At 66.8% G+C, this 17,600-nt stretch carries 21 protein-coding genes; 13 read left to right on the top strand and 8 right to left on the bottom strand.

Annotation, left to right across the window (positions count from 1 at the left end; translation table 11 throughout):
* On the bottom strand, positions 1–1,908 hold a 1,908-nt coding region (gene carB / locus V7Q39_RS11620), incomplete at its 3' end, for a carbamoyl-phosphate synthase large subunit (protein WP_333816739.1).
* Between the two features lie 219 nt (positions 1,909–2,127).
* Here carB and V7Q39_RS11615 point away from each other — a divergent pair.
* From V7Q39_RS11615 to V7Q39_RS11600, 4 genes are all read left to right on the top strand, one after another.
* A complete protein-coding gene (locus V7Q39_RS11615) occupies positions 2,128–3,264 on the top strand; it encodes an aminodeoxychorismate synthase component I (RefSeq protein ID WP_443082513.1) in 1,137 nt (378 codons plus the stop codon).
* Positions 3,222–3,833 (top strand): aminotransferase class IV family protein, encoded by a 612-nt coding sequence (locus tag V7Q39_RS11610; protein WP_443082512.1) that lies wholly within the window; start codon positions 3,222–3,224, stop codon positions 3,831–3,833. Before V7Q39_RS11615 ends, V7Q39_RS11610 begins: the two co-directional genes overlap by 43 nt.
* Positions 3,834–3,982: 149 nt before the next feature.
* A complete protein-coding gene (aspS, locus tag V7Q39_RS11605) occupies positions 3,983–6,052 on the top strand; it encodes an aspartate--tRNA ligase (RefSeq protein WP_333816737.1) in 2,070 nt (689 codons plus the stop codon).
* Positions 6,052–6,519: a DUF1993 family protein gene (locus V7Q39_RS11600; protein WP_333816736.1), complete on the top strand. Its 468-nt coding sequence runs from the start codon at positions 6,052–6,054 to the stop codon at positions 6,517–6,519. The genes aspS and V7Q39_RS11600 overlap by 1 nt, the downstream gene beginning before the upstream one ends.
* 13 nt (positions 6,520–6,532) lie before the next feature.
* Here V7Q39_RS11600 and V7Q39_RS11595 read toward each other — a convergent pair whose 3' ends face one another.
* Positions 6,533–7,213, bottom strand: a complete 681-nt coding sequence (locus V7Q39_RS11595) for a response regulator (protein WP_333816735.1) — start codon at positions 7,211–7,213, stop codon at positions 6,533–6,535.
* 135 nt (positions 7,214–7,348) lie between these two features.
* Here V7Q39_RS11595 and mce point away from each other — a divergent pair, with 135 nt between their 5' ends.
* Complete coding sequence (gene mce / locus V7Q39_RS11590; protein ID WP_333816734.1) at positions 7,349–7,753, top strand: methylmalonyl-CoA epimerase; 405 nt, start codon at positions 7,349–7,351, stop codon at positions 7,751–7,753.
* Positions 7,750–8,019, top strand: a complete 270-nt coding sequence (locus V7Q39_RS11585; RefSeq protein ID WP_333816733.1) for a DUF1467 family protein — start codon at positions 7,750–7,752, stop codon at positions 8,017–8,019. Before mce ends, V7Q39_RS11585 begins: the two co-directional genes overlap by 4 nt.
* 11 nt (positions 8,020–8,030) lie before the next feature.
* Here V7Q39_RS11585 and V7Q39_RS11580 read toward each other — a convergent pair whose 3' ends face one another.
* From V7Q39_RS11580 to V7Q39_RS11570, 3 genes are all read right to left on the bottom strand, one after another.
* Positions 8,031–8,726, bottom strand: coding sequence for an EI24 domain-containing protein (locus V7Q39_RS11580; RefSeq protein ID WP_443082511.1), 696 nt, complete (start codon positions 8,724–8,726; stop codon positions 8,031–8,033).
* A complete protein-coding gene (locus V7Q39_RS11575; RefSeq protein ID WP_333816732.1) occupies positions 8,723–9,301 on the bottom strand; it encodes a nitroreductase family protein in 579 nt (192 codons plus the stop codon). The genes V7Q39_RS11580 and V7Q39_RS11575 overlap by 4 nt, the downstream gene beginning before the upstream one ends.
* 168 nt (positions 9,302–9,469) lie before the next feature.
* Positions 9,470–10,573 carry a class II histone deacetylase gene (locus V7Q39_RS11570; RefSeq protein ID WP_333816731.1) on the bottom strand — a complete coding sequence of 368 codons (1,104 nt, stop codon included), beginning with the start codon at positions 10,571–10,573 and terminating at the stop codon, positions 9,470–9,472.
* 156 nt (positions 10,574–10,729) lie between these two features.
* Between V7Q39_RS11570 and V7Q39_RS11565 the strand changes: the two genes are divergently transcribed.
* Positions 10,730–10,978: a DUF167 domain-containing protein gene (locus tag V7Q39_RS11565; protein WP_333816730.1), complete on the top strand. Its 249-nt coding sequence runs from the start codon at positions 10,730–10,732 to the stop codon at positions 10,976–10,978.
* Here V7Q39_RS11565 and V7Q39_RS11560 read toward each other — a convergent pair.
* Positions 10,975–11,214 carry a hypothetical protein gene (locus tag V7Q39_RS11560; protein ID WP_333816729.1) on the bottom strand — a complete coding sequence of 80 codons (240 nt, stop codon included), beginning with the start codon at positions 11,212–11,214 and terminating at the stop codon, positions 10,975–10,977. The two genes, V7Q39_RS11565 and V7Q39_RS11560, sit on opposite strands and share 4 nt — an antisense overlap.
* 117 nt (positions 11,215–11,331) lie before the next feature.
* Here V7Q39_RS11560 and V7Q39_RS11555 point away from each other — a divergent pair, with 117 nt between their 5' ends.
* The 5 genes from V7Q39_RS11555 (at position 11,332) to V7Q39_RS11535 (ending at position 13,741) form a co-directional block, all read left to right on the top strand.
* A complete protein-coding gene (locus tag V7Q39_RS11555; RefSeq protein ID WP_333816728.1) occupies positions 11,332–12,042 on the top strand; it encodes a M48 family metallopeptidase in 711 nt (236 codons plus the stop codon).
* A gap of 64 nt (positions 12,043–12,106) precedes the next feature.
* Positions 12,107–12,355, top strand: coding sequence for a DUF6455 family protein (locus V7Q39_RS11550; RefSeq protein ID WP_333816727.1), 249 nt, complete (start codon positions 12,107–12,109; stop codon positions 12,353–12,355).
* A gap of 98 nt (positions 12,356–12,453) precedes the next feature.
* A complete protein-coding gene (locus V7Q39_RS11545) occupies positions 12,454–12,825 on the top strand; it encodes a YigZ family protein (protein WP_333816726.1) in 372 nt (123 codons plus the stop codon).
* Positions 12,826–12,924: 99 nt separating this feature from the next.
* Positions 12,925–13,299 (top strand): hypothetical protein, encoded by a 375-nt coding sequence (locus V7Q39_RS11540; protein WP_333816725.1) that lies wholly within the window; start codon positions 12,925–12,927, stop codon positions 13,297–13,299.
* A 79-nt stretch (positions 13,300–13,378) separates the two neighbouring features.
* A complete protein-coding gene (locus V7Q39_RS11535; protein WP_333816724.1) occupies positions 13,379–13,741 on the top strand; it encodes a diacylglycerol kinase in 363 nt (120 codons plus the stop codon).
* A 55-nt stretch (positions 13,742–13,796) separates the two neighbouring features.
* Here V7Q39_RS11535 and V7Q39_RS11530 read toward each other — a convergent pair whose 3' ends face one another.
* Together V7Q39_RS11530 and rimO are read right to left on the bottom strand one after the other, a co-directional pair.
* Complete coding sequence (locus V7Q39_RS11530; RefSeq protein ID WP_333816723.1) at positions 13,797–14,558, bottom strand: hypothetical protein; 762 nt, start codon at positions 14,556–14,558, stop codon at positions 13,797–13,799.
* Between the two features lie 224 nt (positions 14,559–14,782).
* Complete coding sequence (gene rimO, locus V7Q39_RS11525) at positions 14,783–16,162, bottom strand: 30S ribosomal protein S12 methylthiotransferase RimO (RefSeq protein ID WP_333816722.1); 1,380 nt, start codon at positions 16,160–16,162, stop codon at positions 14,783–14,785.
* 151 nt (positions 16,163–16,313) lie between these two features.
* Here rimO and V7Q39_RS11520 point away from each other — a divergent pair.
* A partial coding sequence (locus V7Q39_RS11520; protein ID WP_333816721.1) for an AsmA family protein occupies positions 16,314–17,600 on the top strand: 1,287 nt, incomplete at its 3' end.

Here is a 17,600-nt window from a genome sequence, read left to right as displayed (position 1 = left end):
CGTCAGCGGCTCGAAATAGAGGCGGTCGGAGGTGTCATAGTCGGTCGAGACGGTCTCGGGGTTGCAGTTGACCATGATGGTCTCATAGCCCGCGGCGGTCAGGGCGAAACAGGCATGGCAGCAGCAATAGTCGAACTCGATGCCCTGGCCGATGCGGTTCGGGCCACCGCCGAGGATGACGACTTTCTTCGCTCCGGTGGGGCGGGATTCGCATTCCACGTCGCCCATCGCGGGGGATTCGTAGGTGGAATACATGTAGGGGGTCTGCGCCTCGAACTCGGCCGCGCAGGTGTCGATGCGCTTGAAGACGGCGGTGACGCCGAGCCGGGTGCGGGCGCGGCGCACCTGGGCCTCATCGCGGCCGGTGAGCTTGGCGAGCCGGGCGTCGGTGAAGCCCATCATCTTGAGGCTGCGCAAGCCTTCGGCCGAGAGCGGCAGGCCGTCCTTGCGGATCTGCGCCTCGGTCTCGACGATCTCGCGGATGCGGGCGAGGAACCAGGGGTCGAAGGCGGTGATCGCCTGGATGTCGTCGTTCGAGAACCCCTCGCGCATGGCTTGGGCGATGACGCGGAGGCGGTCGGGAGTGACCTCGGAGAGTTTCTTCGAGACGGCGGCGCGGTCCGGCGCGCCGGGGATGGCGATCTCGTCAAAGCCGGTGAGGCCGGTTTCCAGCGAGGCCAGCGCCTTCTGCAGGCTTTCATGGATGGTGCGGCCGATGGCCATGGCCTCGCCCACCGATTTCATCGCGGTGGTCAGGTTGGGCTCCGACCCCGGGAATTTCTCGAAGGCGAAGCGGGGGATCTTGGTGACGACATAGTCGATGGAGGGTTCGAAGCTGGCGGGCGTGACGCGGGTGATGTCGTTGTCTAGCTCGTCCAGCGTGTAACCGATGGCGAGCTTCGCGGCGATCTTGGCGATGGGGAAGCCGGTGGCCTTCGACGCCAGCGCCGAGGAGCGGCTGACGCGGGGGTTCATCTCGATCACCACCATGCGGCCGTCCGCGGGGTTGATCGCCCATTGCACATTGGAGCCGCCGGTCTCGACCCCGATCTCGCGCAGGACGGCGATGCTGCCGTTGCGCATGATCTGGTATTCCTTGTCGGTCAGGGTCAGGGCGGGGGCGACGGTGATGGAATCGCCGGTGTGGACGCCCATCGGATCGACGTTCTCGATCGAGCAGACGATGATGGCGTTGTCGGCGCGGTCGCGCACCACCTCCATCTCGTATTCCTTCCAGCCGAGGAGGGATTCATCGACCAGCACCTGCGCGACGGGAGAGGCTTCGAGGCCGGACTTGATGATGGCCTCATAATCGTCGCGGTTGTAGGCGACGCCGCCGCCGGTGCCGCCGAGGGTGAAGGCGGGGCGGATGATGGCGGGGAGGCCGACATATTCCAGCGCCTCCATCGCCTGCCGGATCCCGGCGGCGATGTCATACTTGCCGTTCACCGTGGGCGCGGCGACGATGGTGGCCTTGGGGTTCTCGAGCCCGATGCGGTCCATCGCCTCGCGGAACAACTTGCGATCTTCTGCCATTTCAATGGCGTCGCGCTTGGCGCCGATCAGCTCGACATTGAACTTTTCCAACACGCCCATGTCGGCCAGCGCCAGCGCGGTGTTCAGCCCGGTCTGCCCGCCCATGGTGGGCAGCAGCGCGTCCGGGCGTTCCTTCTCGATGATCTTGGCGACGACTTCGGGGGTGATCGGCTCGATATAGGTGGCGTCGGCCAGCCCTGGGTCGGTCATGATCGTCGCGGGGTTGGAGTTGACCAGGATCACCCGGTAGCCTTCCTCACGCAAAGCCTTGCAGGCCTGGGCGCCGGAGTAGTCGAATTCGCAGGCCTGGCCGATCACGATGGGACCCGCGCCGATGATCATGATCGACTTGATATCGGTCCGCTTCGGCATGTCAGCCCCCACCTATTGCGCAAAATTGTGCGGGTTATAGAGAGAAGCCGGACCGGCGCAAGGGGCAAACGGGCGCGCTTTTCGCCATCCGTGCGCCGAGGGTATCCGGGCCGGGAGGACGGGGAAGAGCTGTCGCAATCCGGGCCATGCCGGTCGGGAAAGCCTCTGGCGCGGGGCGTCGCCGCGGCGTAATGCGAAGACAGGGAACGGGGGCGTTGAGTGATCCTTGTGGAGCATGGACCGGGGGACCGAGCGGCGCTGTTTTCGGCGCCGCGCGAAGTCATTGCCGCCCATGACCCGCGCGACGTGGCCAAGGCGCTTGCGAAGGCGGAAGCGGCGCGCGCGGCGGGGGCCTGGGTCGCGGGCTATGTCGCCTATGAGGCCGGCTATGCGCTGGAGCCGAAGCTGCGCCGGTTGATGCCGCGCAAGCGACCGGGGCCGCTTCTGGCGCTGGGGGTGTTCGACGGGCCGCTCGACGCCGGGCCGGCTCTGGAGCGGGCGGCGGCGGAGGGGCGCCTGACCCGGATGACCGCGCCCGAGCCGATGATCGGCAGGCGGGCTTATGGTACTGCGGCGCGCAGGGTCTTCGACTATATCGCCGCGGGCGACTGCTATCAGGTGAACCTGACCTTCCCGATGACCGCCGCGCTGATGCAGGGCTCGGCGCTTGGGCTTTACGGGGCGTTCCGGCGGACGGGGGCGGTGGGGCACGGGGCCTATGTCGACCTTGGCGTCGGGCCGGTGGTGGTGTCGCGCTCGCCCGAGCTGTTCTTCCGGCTGGAGGGCGGGCGCATCGTCACCCGCCCGATGAAGGGCACCCGGCCCAGAGGGCAGGATGCGGCCGAGGATCGGGCGATCATCGCCGAGCTGGCGGCCTCGGCCAAGGACCGGGCCGAGAACCTGATGATCGTGGACCTGTTGCGCAACGACATCTCGCGGCTGTCGCGGGTGGGGTCGGTGCGGGTGCCGGAGCTGTTCGCCATCGAGACCTATGCGACGGTGCATCAGATGACCTCGACGGTGGAAGGGGTGCTCGACGGCCCGGCGACGCTGCCGGGGCTGATGACGGCCCTCTTTCCCTGCGGTTCCGTCACCGGGGCGCCGAAGATCCGGGCGATGGAGATCATCCGCGAGCTGGAGCCCCATCCGCGCGGGGTCTATTGCGGCGCGGTGGGCTGGATGTCGCCGGAGGGCGAGGCGGATTTCTCGGTGGCGATCCGGACGCTGTCGGTCTGGGGCGACCGGATCGTGATGAATGTGGGCGGCGGGTTGACGCATGGCTCGACGGTCGAGGGCGAATGGGAGGAGGCCCTGTGGAAGGCGCGCTTCGTGAAGGCGGCGGTGAGCCGGGGCTGAAGCTGATCGAGACGCTGCTGTGGGACGGTCGCGCCGCCCCGCGCTGGGCGTTGCATGCGGCGCGGCTTCGGCGGTCGGCGGGTCTGTTGGGCTGGGACTGCCCCGAGGTCGTGCCCGCAGGCCCCGACCACCCGGCACGGCTGCGGCTGACGCTGGACCGGGAGGGTCGGGTGGAATGGACGGTGGCCGAGCTGCCCCCCGCGAAGGCGGAATGGCGGGTGGGGCTGGCGGTGGAGCGGCTGCGGTCGGACGATCCCTGGCTGCGGGTGAAATCCACCCGGCGCGAAGCCTATGACCGGGCGCGGGCGGCGCTGCCGCAGGGGCTGGACGAGGTTCTGCTCCTCAACGAGCGCGCCGAGGTCTGCGACGGGTCGATCACCAGCGTCTTCTTCGACCGGGGGCAGGGGATGCGGACGCCGCCTTTGGCCTGCGGTCTGCTGCCGGGAGTGCTGCGGGCGGAACTGGCGTGCCCGGAGCAAGTGCTGACGGTCGACGATCTGCCGCAGGTGCGGCTCTGGGTGGGCAATGCTCTGCGGGGCCTGATCCCGGCGGTTTTCATACTGGATTGAAATATCCCCGCCGGAGGCATCCGGTATTGGCCAAGGGAGCCTCCGGCGGGGATATTTGCGCCAGTATGAAAGGGCGCGGGCTTGACTTCATGCGGGGGGCAAGGTGTATCGGCCCGGATGACCTTGAGGCCCTGGGAAGGGGAATGAGAATGCACGCCTATCGCAGCCACACCTGTGCCGCGCTGAACAAGGCCCATGTGGGCGAGACCGTCCGGCTGTCGGGCTGGGTCCACCGGGTGCGCGACCATGGCGGGGTGCTCTTCATCGACCTGCGCGACCATTACGGGATCACCCAGGTGTTGTGCGATGGCGACAGCCCCGCGTTCAAGGCGCTGGAGGCGGTGCGCAGCGAATGGGTGATCAAGGTGGACGGCCGGGTGAAGGCGCGGGATGCCTCGCTGGTGAACGCCAAGATCCCGACGGGCGAGATCGAGGTCTATGTGACCGGGGTCGAGGTGCTGGGCGCGGCAGAGGAACTGCCGCTGCCGGTCTTTGGCGATACCGAATATCCCGAGGAGACCCGGCTGACCTATCGCTTCCTGGACCTGCGCCGCGAGACGATGCATGCGAACATGATGCTGCGGTCGAACGTGGTGCGCTGGCTGCGCAACGCGATGTGGGACCAGGGCTTCACCGAGTTCCAGACGCCGATCATCACTGCCTCCTCGCCCGAGGGCGCGCGCGACTTCCTGGTGCCAAGCCGCCTGCATCCGGGCAAGTTCTATGCGCTGCCGCAGGCGCCGCAGCAGTTCAAGCAGCTGATCCAGGTGGCGGGCTTCGACCGCTATTTCCAGATCGCGCCCTGCTTCCGCGACGAGGACCCGCGGGCGGACCGCTCGCCGACCGACTTCTACCAGCTGGACGTCGAGATGAGCTTCGTGACGCAGGATAACGTCTTCGCCGCCGTCCAGCCGGTGTTGCAAGGCCTGTTCGAGGCGTTCAACGATGTGGGCGGCAAGGCCCGCAAGGTCTATTCCGACTGGCCGCGCATCGCCTATCGCGACTCGCTGAAGTGGTACGGGTCGGACAAGCCCGACCTGCGCAACCCGATCCGGATGCAGGATGTGAGCGAGCATTTCCGCGGTTCTGGCTTTGCCATCTTCGCCAAGCTTCTGGAGCAGGAGGGCAACGAGATCCGCGCCATCCCGGCGCCGAAGGGTGGCTCGCGCAAATTCGCCGACCGGATGAATGCCTTTGCCCAGAAAGAGGGCCTGCCAGGCATGGGTTATATCTTCTGGCGCAAGGCTGATGGCAAACCTGACCCTGCCGTCTTTTCGCTACTGGATAAGTGGTGGTCGTTCAGCGCTGCCGCTGAAAACTTCTGGGATAATGTCCCAAAAGATAAACTGTCAGAGCAAGAAACCTTCGAAGCAAGCGCGCGAGCGACTGACGGGAACTGGCCGACGTTGTCCGAAGTGAGCAACGCCATTCCAGCCGAACTGGAAATAGTAGGAAGCAGCATCCTCGCAATGATCGAGACCGGCGGCGCCAAAAACCTTGCGGAGGCGCGACGCCTAATCATGGAGCATTTTGCGCCATTCGAAGCTGCCGGCCCCATTGCAAAGGCCATCGGGGTAGAGCGGACCGAGGCGCTGAGGCTGGAACTCGGGCTTGCGGAGGGCGACGCGGCCTTCTTCCTGGGCGGAAAGCCGGAGGCCTTCGAGGCCATCGCGGGGCGGGCGCGGAACGTGATCGGCGAGGAGCTGGGGCTGACTGAGCAGGACTGCTTCCGCTTCGCCTGGATTGTCGACTTCCCGATGTACGAGAAGACCGACGAGGGGAAGATCGACTTCTCGCACAACCCGTTCTCGATGCCGCAGGGTGGGCTTGAGGCGCTGTCGGGCGATCCGCTGAAGGTTCATGCCTGGCAGTATGACCTGGCCTGCAACGGCTACGAGGTGATTTCGGGCGGTATCCGCAACCACAAGCCGGAGATCATGTACAAGGCGTTCGAGCTGGCGGGCTATCCGGCCTCGGAGGTGGACAAGCGCTTTGGCGGGATGGTCAAGGCGTTCAAATACGGCGCGCCTCCGCACGGCGGCTGTGCTGCGGGGATCGACCGGCTGGTGATGCTTCTGGCCGATACGCAGAACATCCGCGAGGTCATCATGTTCCCGATGAACCAGCGGGCCGAGGATCTGCTGATGAATGCGCCGTCCGATCCGACGCTTCAGCAGCTGAGGGAGTTGTCCTTGCGCGTGGTGCCGAAGGACAGCTGATGTACCAGGCCTCGGTCCCCGTCTTCCGCCACTACCTGTCGCGCATCAGCGACATCGTGGCTGTGGCGGGGCCGGATGCCCTGGACGCGCAGATCGCCGATACCTTTCCCGCCCGCCAGCAGTTCGCGACTGCGGCGGGCTTTGCCTTGCGGATCGCCTGCCCGCTGGCGGGGCGCGAGGTGCCGGACCTGCCGGAGGCCTTGGGGCCGCGTCTGGCGGTGGCCCGCGCGATGCTGGGCGGGATGACGCCGGGCGAGTTCGAGGGGGCCGAGGCGCGGGTGATCCGGCATCAGGCGGGCTTTGCCGTGCTGGAGCAGACCGGGGTGGAGTTCCTGCATCTTTATGGCCTGCCGAATTTCTTCTTCCACCTGACCATGGGCTATGCGGCACTGCGCCTAGCCGGGGTGCCGCTGGGCAAGGCGGATTTCGACGGGTTCCATTCCTATCCGGCGGATTTCCGGTTCTGACGCCGAAGGCGGCTCAGGCCATGGAGCCGAGGGAGGCCACCCGATCCTCGATCATCCGGACGAGTTTCGCCCGGTCGAAAGCGGTGCGGATGTCCTGCGCCGCGGCCTCCAGCGCCGGGTCGCCCGCCGCGCGGGCCAGGCTGCGCAGGAAGGATTGCGCATATCCGGGATCGCCCGATCCGGCGATCAGTCCGGAGGCGCGGACCAGATCATCGCGCAGCGCCATCGGGTCGGCCGGGGGCGGGGCGGTATCCTGCCCGCGCTCCAGCGGGCCCGCGCCGGTGGCGAGCTGGCGAATCAGCCTGACCAGCGCCGCGACCGAGCCGATGGGCTTTTCGAGGAACCCCGTCGCCCCGGCATCCAACGCAGTCTCGCGGCCCTCGGGATCGCCGGAGAGGCCGAGCACGGGCAGGCCTTCCAGAGCAAGCTCGGCGATCAGGTCCTGGCCGCGGCCATCGGGCAGGCCAAGGTCGACGATCGCGAGGTCGGGGCGGTGGAAGGCCAGATGAAGCCGGGCGATTTCAAGGCTTTCCGCGCGGCGGAGCCTGGCCCCGGCGCGCTGCAGGATCAGGCGCAGCGCATCGCAGGTGAAGCGGCTGTCGTCGACGACCAGGACGGTCAGCCCGTGCAGGGGCAGGCGACCCTGACCCTGCGGCGGGGTTTGCGGCAGCGGCGCGTCGGGAGGAAAGGGCATGGGCGAACCTCGTCTGTCTTGCGCGGAAGTTTCGCCATGGCCCGTAAAGTCCGGGTTAACGCCTGCGACCCTTCTGCGCTTGCATGGCCCGTTCCCGGACCGCATAAGCAGGCGCGAGAGCTTGACGAGGACCCCATGATCGGACGCCTGAACCATGTCGCCATCGCCGTGCCGGACCTGGAGGCCGCCGCCGCGCAGTATCGCGGCACCTTGGGGGCGAAAGTGGGCGCACCGCAGCCCGAGCCGGACCACGGCGTGACGGTGGTCTTCATCGAACTGCCGAACACCAAGATCGAGCTTCTGCATCCGCTGGGAGAGGGTTCGCCCATTCTGGGATTCCTGGAGAAGAACCCCGCCGGCGGCATTCACCACATCTGCTATGAGGTCGATGACATCCTGGCCGCGCGCGACCATCTGAAGGCCTCGGGCGCGCGGGTGCTGGGGTCTGGCGAGCCGAAGATCGGGGCGCATGGCAAGCCGGTCCTGTTCCTGCATCCGAAGGATTTCAACGGCTGCCTGGTGGAGCTGGAGCAGGCATGAGCATCACCGGCGCCATTGTCCTTTATGCGACCACCTGGTTCCTGACGCTGCTTTGCGTGCTGCCGATACGGACCGTGTCGCAGGACGAGGCGAAGCACATCGTCCCGGGCACTCCGCCCGGCGCGCCGGCGGAAGAGATAGTGAAGCGCAAGGCCTGGATCACCACGCTGATCGCGACGCCGATCTGGGCGGTGATCATCGCGGTGATCCTGTCGGGCTGGATCACGATCGACGACCTCGACTGGTTCGGGCGCATCCGCCACTGACGGTGCGGGTGTCAGTGCCCGGCGCTGGCAAGCTGGTGGTAGAGATGGGTGAAGGTCGCCACGCCCAGGACCGGCACCAACAGGTTCAGGATCGGCACCGTCAGCGGCGCGGCCATCAGCGCCCCGGCGGCCCAGAGCGTCCAGCGGTTGCGGCGGCGCATGGCCTTGACCTCGACGGGCGGCAGGCGGCGGAGCGCGACGAGGCTGAAATATTCGCGGCCCAGAAGAAAGCCGTTCATCGCCCAGAAGAGAAGGGGGATGCCTGGGCCGAGGAACGGGTAGACGAGAAGCGCGCCCAGGTTCGCCGCGATCACCACGCCCAGAAAGTTGACCGACTGGCGCAACCCCTCGGCCAGGCTGAGCGGCGTTGCGGGCGGCAGCTGTGGATAGTGCCGGTCCTCGACCGCGTCGGCGACGTCTTCCAGGAATATCCCGGTGAAGGCCGAGGCCACGGGGACCATCAGGAAGACCGAAAGCCCGATCATGAGCAGGACCGAGGTCCAGCCCAGCAGCGTGTGCATCCCGGTGATCGGACCGATGACCGGCAGGTTGATCTGGTCGGGTGACAGCCACCAGATCAGCTGCAGGAACAGCGCGTAGGTGCCGAAAAGAAGGGCCAGCGCCAGAAGGAAACCCAGGAAGACCACCCGCCGGAAGCGGCGGTCACCGAGCTGGCCGAGCGCCCGGAAGAAGGCGGTGAAGATCACCCCTCGGCCCAGGTGACGATCTTCGCGAGATCGGGGCGCGGGCGGTCGGGGAAATCTGCGGGCGGGGTGCCGATATGGACGATGCCGGCCACGGTCTCGCCGCCCTGGCAGCCGAAGGCGCGGGCGGCGAAGGTCGCGTCATGCGCGGGCCAGCCGGTAAGCCAGTTCGCGCCCCAACCCGCTGCCTCGGCGGCATTGACGATGCTGAAGCACAGGGCACCGGCGGACAGCAACTGCTCGACCGGCGGGATTTTGGCCGAGGGCTTGGGCGAGGCGATCACCACCACCGCAAGCTTGCCATTGTCATACTGGCCGCGCCCCTTGGCCGCCATCTCGGCATCGCCGCCCAGTTCCTGCGCCCGCGCCTCGGCCAGATCGGCCAGCCGCTTGAAGGCCGCACCCTGAAGCACGACCAGACGCCAGGGCTCCAGCTTGCCGTGGTCGGGGACGCGGGTGGCGGCGGTCAGGATCTCGGTCAACTGGTCGCGGTTCGGCACCGGGAGGGAGAAGAGCTTGGCAGGCCGGGACTGGCGGGCGGAGAGGAAGGCGAGGGCAGCGTCGTTGCGAGGGGGCATGGGAAACCTGAGTGTTTTCTTCGCGGGCAGATTAGGCGGATTGCCGGTGCGGCGCCAGTCACCCGAGCGGTGGATTGTCCTGCGGTCGGCACCGACGACGTCCGACGCCGGAAAGATGTGCGGAACGTTCGGAAGTCCAGGAATTTTCCAGAAAATTCCTGGAGTTGTTCAAAGGTTGAGCGTCTTCGCCGCCTCGTCGATCCAGCCGCGGAGGAAGGCGTCGAAGCGGGCGTCGGGCTGGCGTTTGGCGAGGGTCGCGGCCAGCGGGTCTGGTGCGGTGATGTCGGAACCGCTCAACTCCTCCAGCACGGCATGGCCGCAGAAGGGAACGTAGACCTCGGAATAGCCGCCTTCGTGGACCAGGGTCAGCTTGCCGTCGCACAGGCGGTCGGCGGCCTGCATCGCCATGCGGGTAAGGCTGCGGAAGGTCTCGGCGGAGCAGAGCATCCGGCCCAGCGGGTCGACGGCGGCGGCGTCGAAGCCGCAGGCGACGATGATCGCCTCGGGCTGGAAGCGGTCGAGCGCGGGCAGGACCACCCGCTCCATCGCGTAGAGATAGCCGTTGTGGCCGGTCCCGGGCGGCAGCGGCAGGTTCAGGTTTGCGCCCTTTCCGGCGCCCGCGCCCTGCGCCTCGACCCCGCCGGTATCCAGGGGATAGTTCCGCTCCTGATGCAGGCTGATGGTCAGCACATCGGGGTCGTCGTAGAAGATCGCCTCGGTCCCGTTGCCGTGGTGGACGTCCCAGTCGATCACCGCGACGCGGCGGACCAGCCCCTCGGCCTGAGCCGCCCGGATCGCCACGGCGATGTTGTTCAACAGGCAGAATCCGTTCGGGAAATCGGCGGTGCAATGATGCCCCGGCGGGCGGGAGAGGGAATAGGCGTTGCGGGCCTCTCCGGTCAGCACCGCACGGAAGGCGGCTTTCGCCAGACCGGCGGAAAGCGCCGCGATCTCATAGCCGCCCGCGCCGAAGGGGGTGCGCAGGCCCAACTCGCCCCCACCCGCGTCGGAGGCGGCCTTGAAGGCAGAGAGATAGCTGTCCGGGTGGATGCGGAGGAGGTCGTCCTTCGTGGCGGGATCGGCCCCGCGCATCGACAGGTGCCGGGTCAGGCCCGTCACCTCGATCAGGTTGCGCAGGCGGCGCTTGGTCTCGGGGTTCTCGGGCAGGCCGCCCGGCGTGGGCTGCACCAGCCCTGTGACCGGAAGCGTGAAGGCGTAGTTGCCGCCGCCGTGCCAGAAGCAGCGTTCGTCGGAGAAGAAGGCGGTGGTCATCTGCGGTCTCCCTTTGGGTGAAGACTAGAAGCGGCGGGGGCGTTTGGCCAGACGGTGGGATCAGAGCCACATCCTTTGAAGGAAGGATCTGATAAATATCTTGCTCAGGAAACCTGGGCTCTTGCCATAACTCCCGTGCCCGGCTTTCAAGGGCCCATGACCGATCTGTCCCACCTCGCCCGGCCCAGCGCGATGATTGCCATCCGCGTCACCCCGAACGCCCGCCGTCCAGGGGTGGAACTGGTCGAGGAGCAGATCCGCGTCGCCGTCACCGAGACGCCCGAGGCCGGAAAGGCGACCGAGGCCGCCCGCGCGGCGCTGGCCAAGGCCATGGGGGTCGCGAAGACGCGGCTCACCCTTGTCCGCGGCGCGACGGCGCGCGACAAGCTGTTCCGGCTGGATTAAGCCTTCCGCTCCAGCCGGTAGCTGCCCTCGGGCAGGTTCAGCGCGGCGGCGAGGTCGCGGATCTGGGTCGTCGAAAGCGTGATGCGCAGGACCTCGTCGGTGCGGGGATCGACCTGCTCGACCGTCACGCAATCCTCGAAGGCGTTGATGACGATGTCTTCCAGAAGCGGTCCGTCCTCGCCCTCATCGACAAGGGTGATCACGGTGGCGTCGAATTCGTGCTCGATGGTGAACATGGGGTCAGGCTAGCGCCAAGGCCCGCAGGCGGCAACCCGGCATGACGCTTGCGTGAGACGGCCTTTCGCCCGCCCGCCGATTTGCTAGGCTTCGCGCGAACCAGAACGAGGTCCGTCATGCGTCGCCTGCTTTCCGCCGTCCTGATGCTTTCACTGGGCGGTTGCGTGGCGACTTATCCGGCCCCTCCCGCCGTGCCGCCGCAGGCCACTGTCGCCCCGGTCCAGCCGCCGCGCGCTGCGGCCGAGACGTTCGTCAGCGTGGTCGCGCGGGTCGAGCCGGTGGCAGAGCGCTATTGCCGCGACCGGGGCATCGCGCGGAACTGCGACTTCCGCATCGTCATCGACGACCGCCCGGGCCAGCCGCCGAACGCCTTCCAGACGCTGGATTCCTTCAACCGCCCGGTGATCGGCTTCACGCTGGCGCTGATCGCGGATGCGCGGAACGCCGACGAGCTGGCCTTCGTCCTGGGGCACGAGGCCGCGCATCATATATCCGGCCACATCCCCAAGCGGCAGGATCAGGCGATGTCCGGCGCGCTTCTGGCCGGGGTGCTGGCCCAGGCCAGCGGGCTGTCGCCGGAAGAGGTGCGGGCGGCGCAGAACATGGGCGCCGAGGTTGCAGCGCGCAGCTATTCCAAGGATTTCGAGCTTGAGGCCGATTCCCTTGGCGCCGAGATCGCGCTGGTCGCGGGCTATGATCCGATGCGGGGCACCGGCTTCTTCGACCGGCTGCCCGATCCCGGCGACAAGTTCCTCGGCAGCCACCCGCCGAATGCCGCGCGCAAGGCTGTGGTCGCGGCAACGGTCCGTCGTCTGACCGGCTCTTGATCTGGGTCAAGGCGGGCCGGGCCGGAGCGGGGCAGTTTCGTCCCGAGGACCGGAGGTTTTGACGATGATCGGGTATCCCGAGGCACCGAAGGCGTGGTGGCTTACCCGCGGCATGGCGCGGATTTCGGGCGTGAACCTGCCGCGCGCGGTGGTGGAGGGCTGGCTGCAGCGCGACGAGCTGGAATACCTGATCTCGCGCTGCGCGGCCTGCGGGCGCAGTGCGCAATGCGAAATCTGGCTGGTCGCCTCCGCCTCGGCGGATTCGATGCCGGACTTCTGCCCGAACAAGGCCGAGATCGAGGCGCTGGGCTAGCGCCGAAGGGACTGGCCGCCCTGCCGGGTGCAGACGGCGGCCGCGGCGGCGGGCCCTCCCCTCTGGTCCGTCGCCCTTTCTTTCCCTAGGAAGGCGGCATGATCGTCCTGGAAGACATCCTGCGCGACCGCGGCTCGCGCTATGCCGCCGCAGGGGGCCGCGTGACCTCGAAGGCCGAGATAGACGCCTTTCTGGCGACCCTGCGCCGCCGCCGCAAGTTCGACAAGGCCACGCACCACAGCTGGGCGGCGCTTCTGGCCGACGGTGGGCCCCTGAAGAACGATGATGGCGAGGCCGGAGCGGGCGCGGTGATCCTGAAGATGCTGGAGCGCGAGGGTGTGCCCGACCGCATCGTCGTCGTCACCCGCTGGTATGGCGGGGTGCACCTGGGCGGCGACCGCTTCGCCCATATCGTCACCTGCACCCGCGCCGCGCTGGCGGCGTTGCGAGGTGACGGGGATGTCGGCTGACACACATTCGCATTCTTGCATGAAAATCTTTGGTCCCCGCCCGTCCGGCTGGTAGACTGCCGCCTGCGGGCCACAAGAGCCCGGCAACGAGGGACGGACATGGATATCTCACGCGGTTTCCTGGTGGCGGGCGCGGTTTATCTGGTGGTCGGCATCGTGTTCGGTGCCTATATGGGCGGCAGCGGCGACCATACGCTTGCGCCGGTTCATGCCCATATCAACCTTCTGGGCTTCACGCTGATGACCGCGTTCGGCATCGGTTACCGGCTGATCCCCGGCCTTGCCGAGGGGGCGCTTCCCAAGCTGCATTTCTGGCTGCATCAGATCGGGTCGCTGCTTCTGCTTCTCGGTCTTTTCCTGATGATGACCGGCACTGTCGCCGAGGCCAGCATCGGCCCGGTCTTCCCGGTGCTGGAAGGCGCGATCCTGCTGGGTGCGGTGCTTTGGCTGGTCGGCGTGATCCGCCACGCCTGAGCCTGCGCGTGTTTCCGGGCGCTCGACGGCCCGGGTGTCCGGGGCTAACCTCTCGCCCCAAGGGCAGGGGGAGAGACGAATGCGCGACATGCTTGCAGCCGAGGCGCGGCGCTTCGCCAATACGGTGATCTGGTCCTGGGACGGTTTCCGCGCTGCCTGGGCCACGGAAAAGACGATGCGGCAGTGGACCATCGCCAATGTCCTTTCGGCCGCGCTGGCCTTCACGCTGGATCTGAGCCCCGGCGAACGCGCGCTGATCCTGGCGCTGGGCCTTCTGGTGCTGGCGGCGGAGCTGATCAACACCGCCATCGAGGAGGTGGTCGACCATATCTCGCCAGGCCCCGACCCTCGGGCGAAGAAGGCCAAGGACTGCGGCTCGGCCTGTGTGGCGCTGGCGGCGATCGCGGCGGGGGTGGCCTGGGTGGTGGTGCTGGTGGGGTAGGACAGATGGTGCCGTTGGGTAGGATAGAGCAGGTGTGATCTTGCAGATCGAGAGTTCAATGGGCTAGCAAAACCCAGCCGCCTTCGGACCATTCGTACATTTGATTAGATACCGGGTAAGCAGAACTGCCCTCCTCCTGGCGAAGGTATGCCAAAACGATCTCCCTGGCTGGGCTCGAATTCGCGTCAAAAACAAATATGCTTCCACGACTGGGATAAATGAGACCAATGCTGCCCCTCTTGGCGGACAGGTCTTCCCATATTTCCGGAAGCGCCATAAGGGCGCCTTCGTTCACCCCATCCATGACGAATGTGGCGATCCAGGGATCCTCGGAGAGAGCAACTATTTCCATCTTCGTGGCGCGATTTCGCAGGTTTCCGAATGCGGATTCGGAAAGCCTGTTCTCAGAAAGCCCTGAACGTTTGAGATCACCCGTAGTCAAATACCTCAGAAGCTCCGATTCCGAGATGACATAATAGATGGAAAGCCCGGGCGCGATCGGTTCTTGAACGAGCGGAGCAGAGTCGGGGTTGGCGGCGAGAATATCTGAAAAGAGATTCTGCTCTCTGATGGCCGGCAGTAGCTCGTCAACTAAAAGTGGTGCCTCAGATAGTGGGTTCTCAAGCAGAATTGAGATATGGTGTTGTACCTCGTCAAGGCGCTGCTGCCGCGAGGATAAAGAAGAAATATGGGCTTCAATGTTATCTGGATAGAGTGTCAGTTCATGCCCATCATTCATGGCTATCTTTAGAGACTTACCTTCCACATCGATAACTGCATTTTTGACTTCAGCATGGGACCGGGCAGCCTCTTGCATGAATTTCAGGGTCTCTGAAATGTCTGCTTTGGCAGATGCTGAAGCTAGCATGAGCGCAAGACGAAGTAGAGCGCGAAACAACTTATAACCTCGCAGACGGGTTGCAACTGCTCATCATTCTCGCAGATCGGTGCAGATTCAGGAACGCGGAATGTAACGGCTGATGATGAAGTGGGGGCAATTCAAATGAGAGACCGGCTACTGCCCGCAAGCGAAGAAAGGCCTCACACCACCCGACCCCAGAGATCGTACTCCCCGGCCTCGTCCACTTCGACCTGGACGATGTCGCCGGGGGCCAGTCCCTCGAAGCCTTCGTCGATGAAAAGGTTGCCGTCGATCTCGGGCGCGTCGGCCTTGGTGCGGCAGGTGGCGCCGTCTTCGTCCACCTCGTCGACGATCACCTCCAGCACTTTTCCAACCTTTGCGGCGAGTTTCGCCCCAGAAATCGCCTGCGCTTTTTCCATGAAGCGATCAAAGCGCTCCTGCTTCACCTCTGGCGGGACGTGATCGGGCAGGAGGTTCGACCGCGCTCCGGCGACGTTTTCGTACTGGAAGCAGCCGACCCGATCCAGTTGCGCCTCGTCCAGCCAGTCGAGCAGCGTCTGGAACTCCGCCTCGGTCTCGCCGGGGTAGCCGACGATGAAGGTGGAGCGCAGGGTCAGGTCGGGGCAGACCGCGCGCCAGGCGGCGATCTCGTCCAGGGTCTTCGCCGCCGCCGCGGGCCGGGCCATGCGGCGCAGCGTGTCGGGGTGGGCGTGCTGGAACGGGATGTCGAGATAGGGCAGCACAAGCCCCTCGGCCATCAAGGGGATCAGCTGGCGGACATGCGGATAGGGATAGACATAGTGCAGCCGCACCCAGGCGCCGAGCTTGCCCATCTCGCGCGCAAGATCGATGATATGGGCGCGCACCTCGCCGCCCTGCCAGGGGGAAAGGTCGTGCTTGCGGTCGACGCCATATGCCGAGGTGTCCTGGCTGATCACCAGAAGCTCCTTCACCCCCGCCGCCACCAGCTTTTCCGCCTCGCGCAGCACGGCATGGGCGGGGCGGCTGACCAGCTTGCCGCGCATGTCGGGGATGATGCAGAACTTGCAGGCGTGGTTGCAGCCTTCGGAAATCTTCAGATAGCTGTAGTGCCGGGGCGTCAGGCTGACGCCGGTCGCGGGCAGAAGGTCGATGAACGGATCGGGCGCGGGGGGCACCGCGCCATGGACGGCATCCAGCACCGCCTCGTACTGGTGCGGGCCGGTCACCGCCAGCACCTTTGGATGGGCGCCGGTGATGTAGTCGGGCTCGGCGCCCAGGCAGCCGGTCACGATCACCCGGCCGTTTTCCTGCAGGGCCTCGCCGATGGCCTCAAGGCTTTCGGCCTTGGCCGAATCCAGAAAGCCGCAGGTGTTCACGATCACCGCATCCGCGCCCTTGTAGTCCGGACTGATCGCATAGCCCTCGGCCCGAAGCCGGGTCAGGATGCGCTCGCTGTCGACCAGCGCCTTCGGACAGCCCAGCGAGACCATGCCGATGGTCGGCTGGCCCTCGCGCCGCAGGTCGGGGACAAGGGCGCGGGCAAGGTCGGGGCGAAGGATCGGCGGGTTTTCGGACATGCGCCGCCTATACTCCGCGCGGGCCTGCGTGGAAAGCCCGGGGCCGCGCGCGCCTCTCGGCTATTTGATGCCAGTCCGGACCCCCTGACTTGGCATCGCGCCGCCTGCGGGCATAGACTTCGACAAAACAAGAACATCCGAGGAGGTGAGCATGCGCTGGATCGTCCGGGTCGGGGTAGGGCTGGCGGGGATCGTGCTGGTGGCCGTCGGCCTTTTGGCCATGGTCCCCTCCGAGCGGATCGCCCAGGCGGTCTCGGCGCAGTTCGAGGCGATGACCGGCCGCAAGATGGCCCTGACCGGCGAGGTGAAGCCGCGGCTCTGGCCCTCGCTGGGTGTGACGACCGGGCCGGTCAGCATCGCCAATGCCGACTGGGCGGCGAGTGACCAGCCGCTCTTCCGTGCCGAAAGCCTGTCGATCGACGTCAACCTCGGCGCGCTGATGGGGGGCGAGGTGAAGATCCTCGGCCTGTCCGCCGACCGGCCCGAGATCAACCTGGAGCGCGACAAGGACGGCCGGGCAAACTGGGTCTTTGCGGCCAGCACGGCGGGTGCGGAGGGCGGCGTCCCTGCCGCGGCGACCGGCTTCACGCTGGACCAGGGGTCGATCACCGGCGGACAGGTCCGGTTCAACGACCGCCAGTCGGGCCGCGTGATCGCGCTTGACGATGTGGACGCGAGCCTGTCGATCCCCGATTTCTCCGGCCCCTTCATACTGAAGGCGACGGCGCTGTCCGGGGGCCAGAGCGTGGCTCTCGACCTGAAGGGCGGGGTCTTCTCGGCCTTCGCCATGGGCCGCGTGGTGCCCTTGATCGCAAAGTTGACTGCAGGCGGCTCGACCGTCAGCTTCGACGGTCGTGGCGGCTATGCCCCGGTTGCGGCCGAAGGCGCGCTGACGGCGAACCTTGCCGACCTTCCGGCAGTGGGGGCGCTGATGGGGTCGGACCTCGCCCGGCCCGACCCCGGTCTTGGAAAGGACAAGCTTCAGGTCACCGGCACGCTGACCATGGACGGCACCGGCGCCGCCTTCCTGCGCGAGGCCGAGATCACGGCGGACCAGAACCAGGTCAAGGGCGACCTCGACCTGCTGCCGGGCGAGGCGCGCTACAAGCTGAAGGGCCAGCTGACCGCCGGGCCGATCACCATCGGCACCGGACCGGAGGGCGAGATGGGCGGCGGCGAGGCGGGCGGGATGGCGGCGGCAGCCTGGCCCGCGGGCGAGATCGACGTCAGCGCCGTTGGCGCCATGGATGCCGAGATCGCGCTTGCCGCCCCTTCCATCGACCTGGGCGTCCTCAAGCTGGGCCAGACCCGGGCGCTTGTCACCATCGACCGCGCCCGCGCCGTGATCGACATCCGCGAAATGCAGGCTTACGAGGGCCAGATCACCGGAGATTTCGTCGTGAACGGGCGCGGCGGGCTGTCGGTCGGCGGGCGGCTG

Source organism: Tabrizicola sp., assembly GCF_036781545.1.
In the GTDB taxonomy this organism is placed as follows: Bacteria; Pseudomonadota; Alphaproteobacteria; order Rhodobacterales; family Rhodobacteraceae; genus Tabrizicola.
Note: the sequence above shows the minus strand (reverse complement) of the source record. Positions and strands in the feature narration are given on the sequence as shown.

Bases quoted from the DNA above. Each gene is read 5' to 3' on its own strand.
- aspS (WP_333816737.1), top strand. From the start codon at position 3,983: ATGCACGCCTATCGCAGCCACACCTGTGCCGCGCTGAACAAGGCCCAT.
- V7Q39_RS11600 (WP_333816736.1), top strand. From the start codon at position 6,052: ATGTACCAGGCCTCGGTCCCCGTCTTCCGCCACTACCTGTCGCGCATC.
- V7Q39_RS11595 (WP_333816735.1), bottom strand. From the start codon at position 7,213: ATGCCCTTTCCTCCCGACGCGCCGCTGCCGCAAACCCCGCCGCAGGGT.
- mce (WP_333816734.1), top strand. From the start codon at position 7,349: ATGATCGGACGCCTGAACCATGTCGCCATCGCCGTGCCGGACCTGGAG.
- V7Q39_RS11585 (WP_333816733.1), top strand. From the start codon at position 7,750: ATGAGCATCACCGGCGCCATTGTCCTTTATGCGACCACCTGGTTCCTG.
- V7Q39_RS11575 (WP_333816732.1), bottom strand. From the start codon at position 9,301: ATGCCCCCTCGCAACGACGCTGCCCTCGCCTTCCTCTCCGCCCGCCAG.
- V7Q39_RS11570 (WP_333816731.1), bottom strand. From the start codon at position 10,573: ATGACCACCGCCTTCTTCTCCGACGAACGCTGCTTCTGGCACGGCGGC.
- V7Q39_RS11565 (WP_333816730.1), top strand. From the start codon at position 10,730: ATGACCGATCTGTCCCACCTCGCCCGGCCCAGCGCGATGATTGCCATC.
- V7Q39_RS11560 (WP_333816729.1), bottom strand. From the start codon at position 11,214: ATGTTCACCATCGAGCACGAATTCGACGCCACCGTGATCACCCTTGTC.
- V7Q39_RS11555 (WP_333816728.1), top strand. From the start codon at position 11,332: ATGCGTCGCCTGCTTTCCGCCGTCCTGATGCTTTCACTGGGCGGTTGC.
- V7Q39_RS11550 (WP_333816727.1), top strand. From the start codon at position 12,107: ATGATCGGGTATCCCGAGGCACCGAAGGCGTGGTGGCTTACCCGCGGC.
- V7Q39_RS11545 (WP_333816726.1), top strand. From the start codon at position 12,454: ATGATCGTCCTGGAAGACATCCTGCGCGACCGCGGCTCGCGCTATGCC.
- V7Q39_RS11540 (WP_333816725.1), top strand. From the start codon at position 12,925: ATGGATATCTCACGCGGTTTCCTGGTGGCGGGCGCGGTTTATCTGGTG.
- V7Q39_RS11535 (WP_333816724.1), top strand. From the start codon at position 13,379: ATGCGCGACATGCTTGCAGCCGAGGCGCGGCGCTTCGCCAATACGGTG.
- V7Q39_RS11530 (WP_333816723.1), bottom strand. From the start codon at position 14,558: ATGCAAGAGGCTGCCCGGTCCCATGCTGAAGTCAAAAATGCAGTTATC.
- rimO (WP_333816722.1), bottom strand. From the start codon at position 16,162: ATGTCCGAAAACCCGCCGATCCTTCGCCCCGACCTTGCCCGCGCCCTT.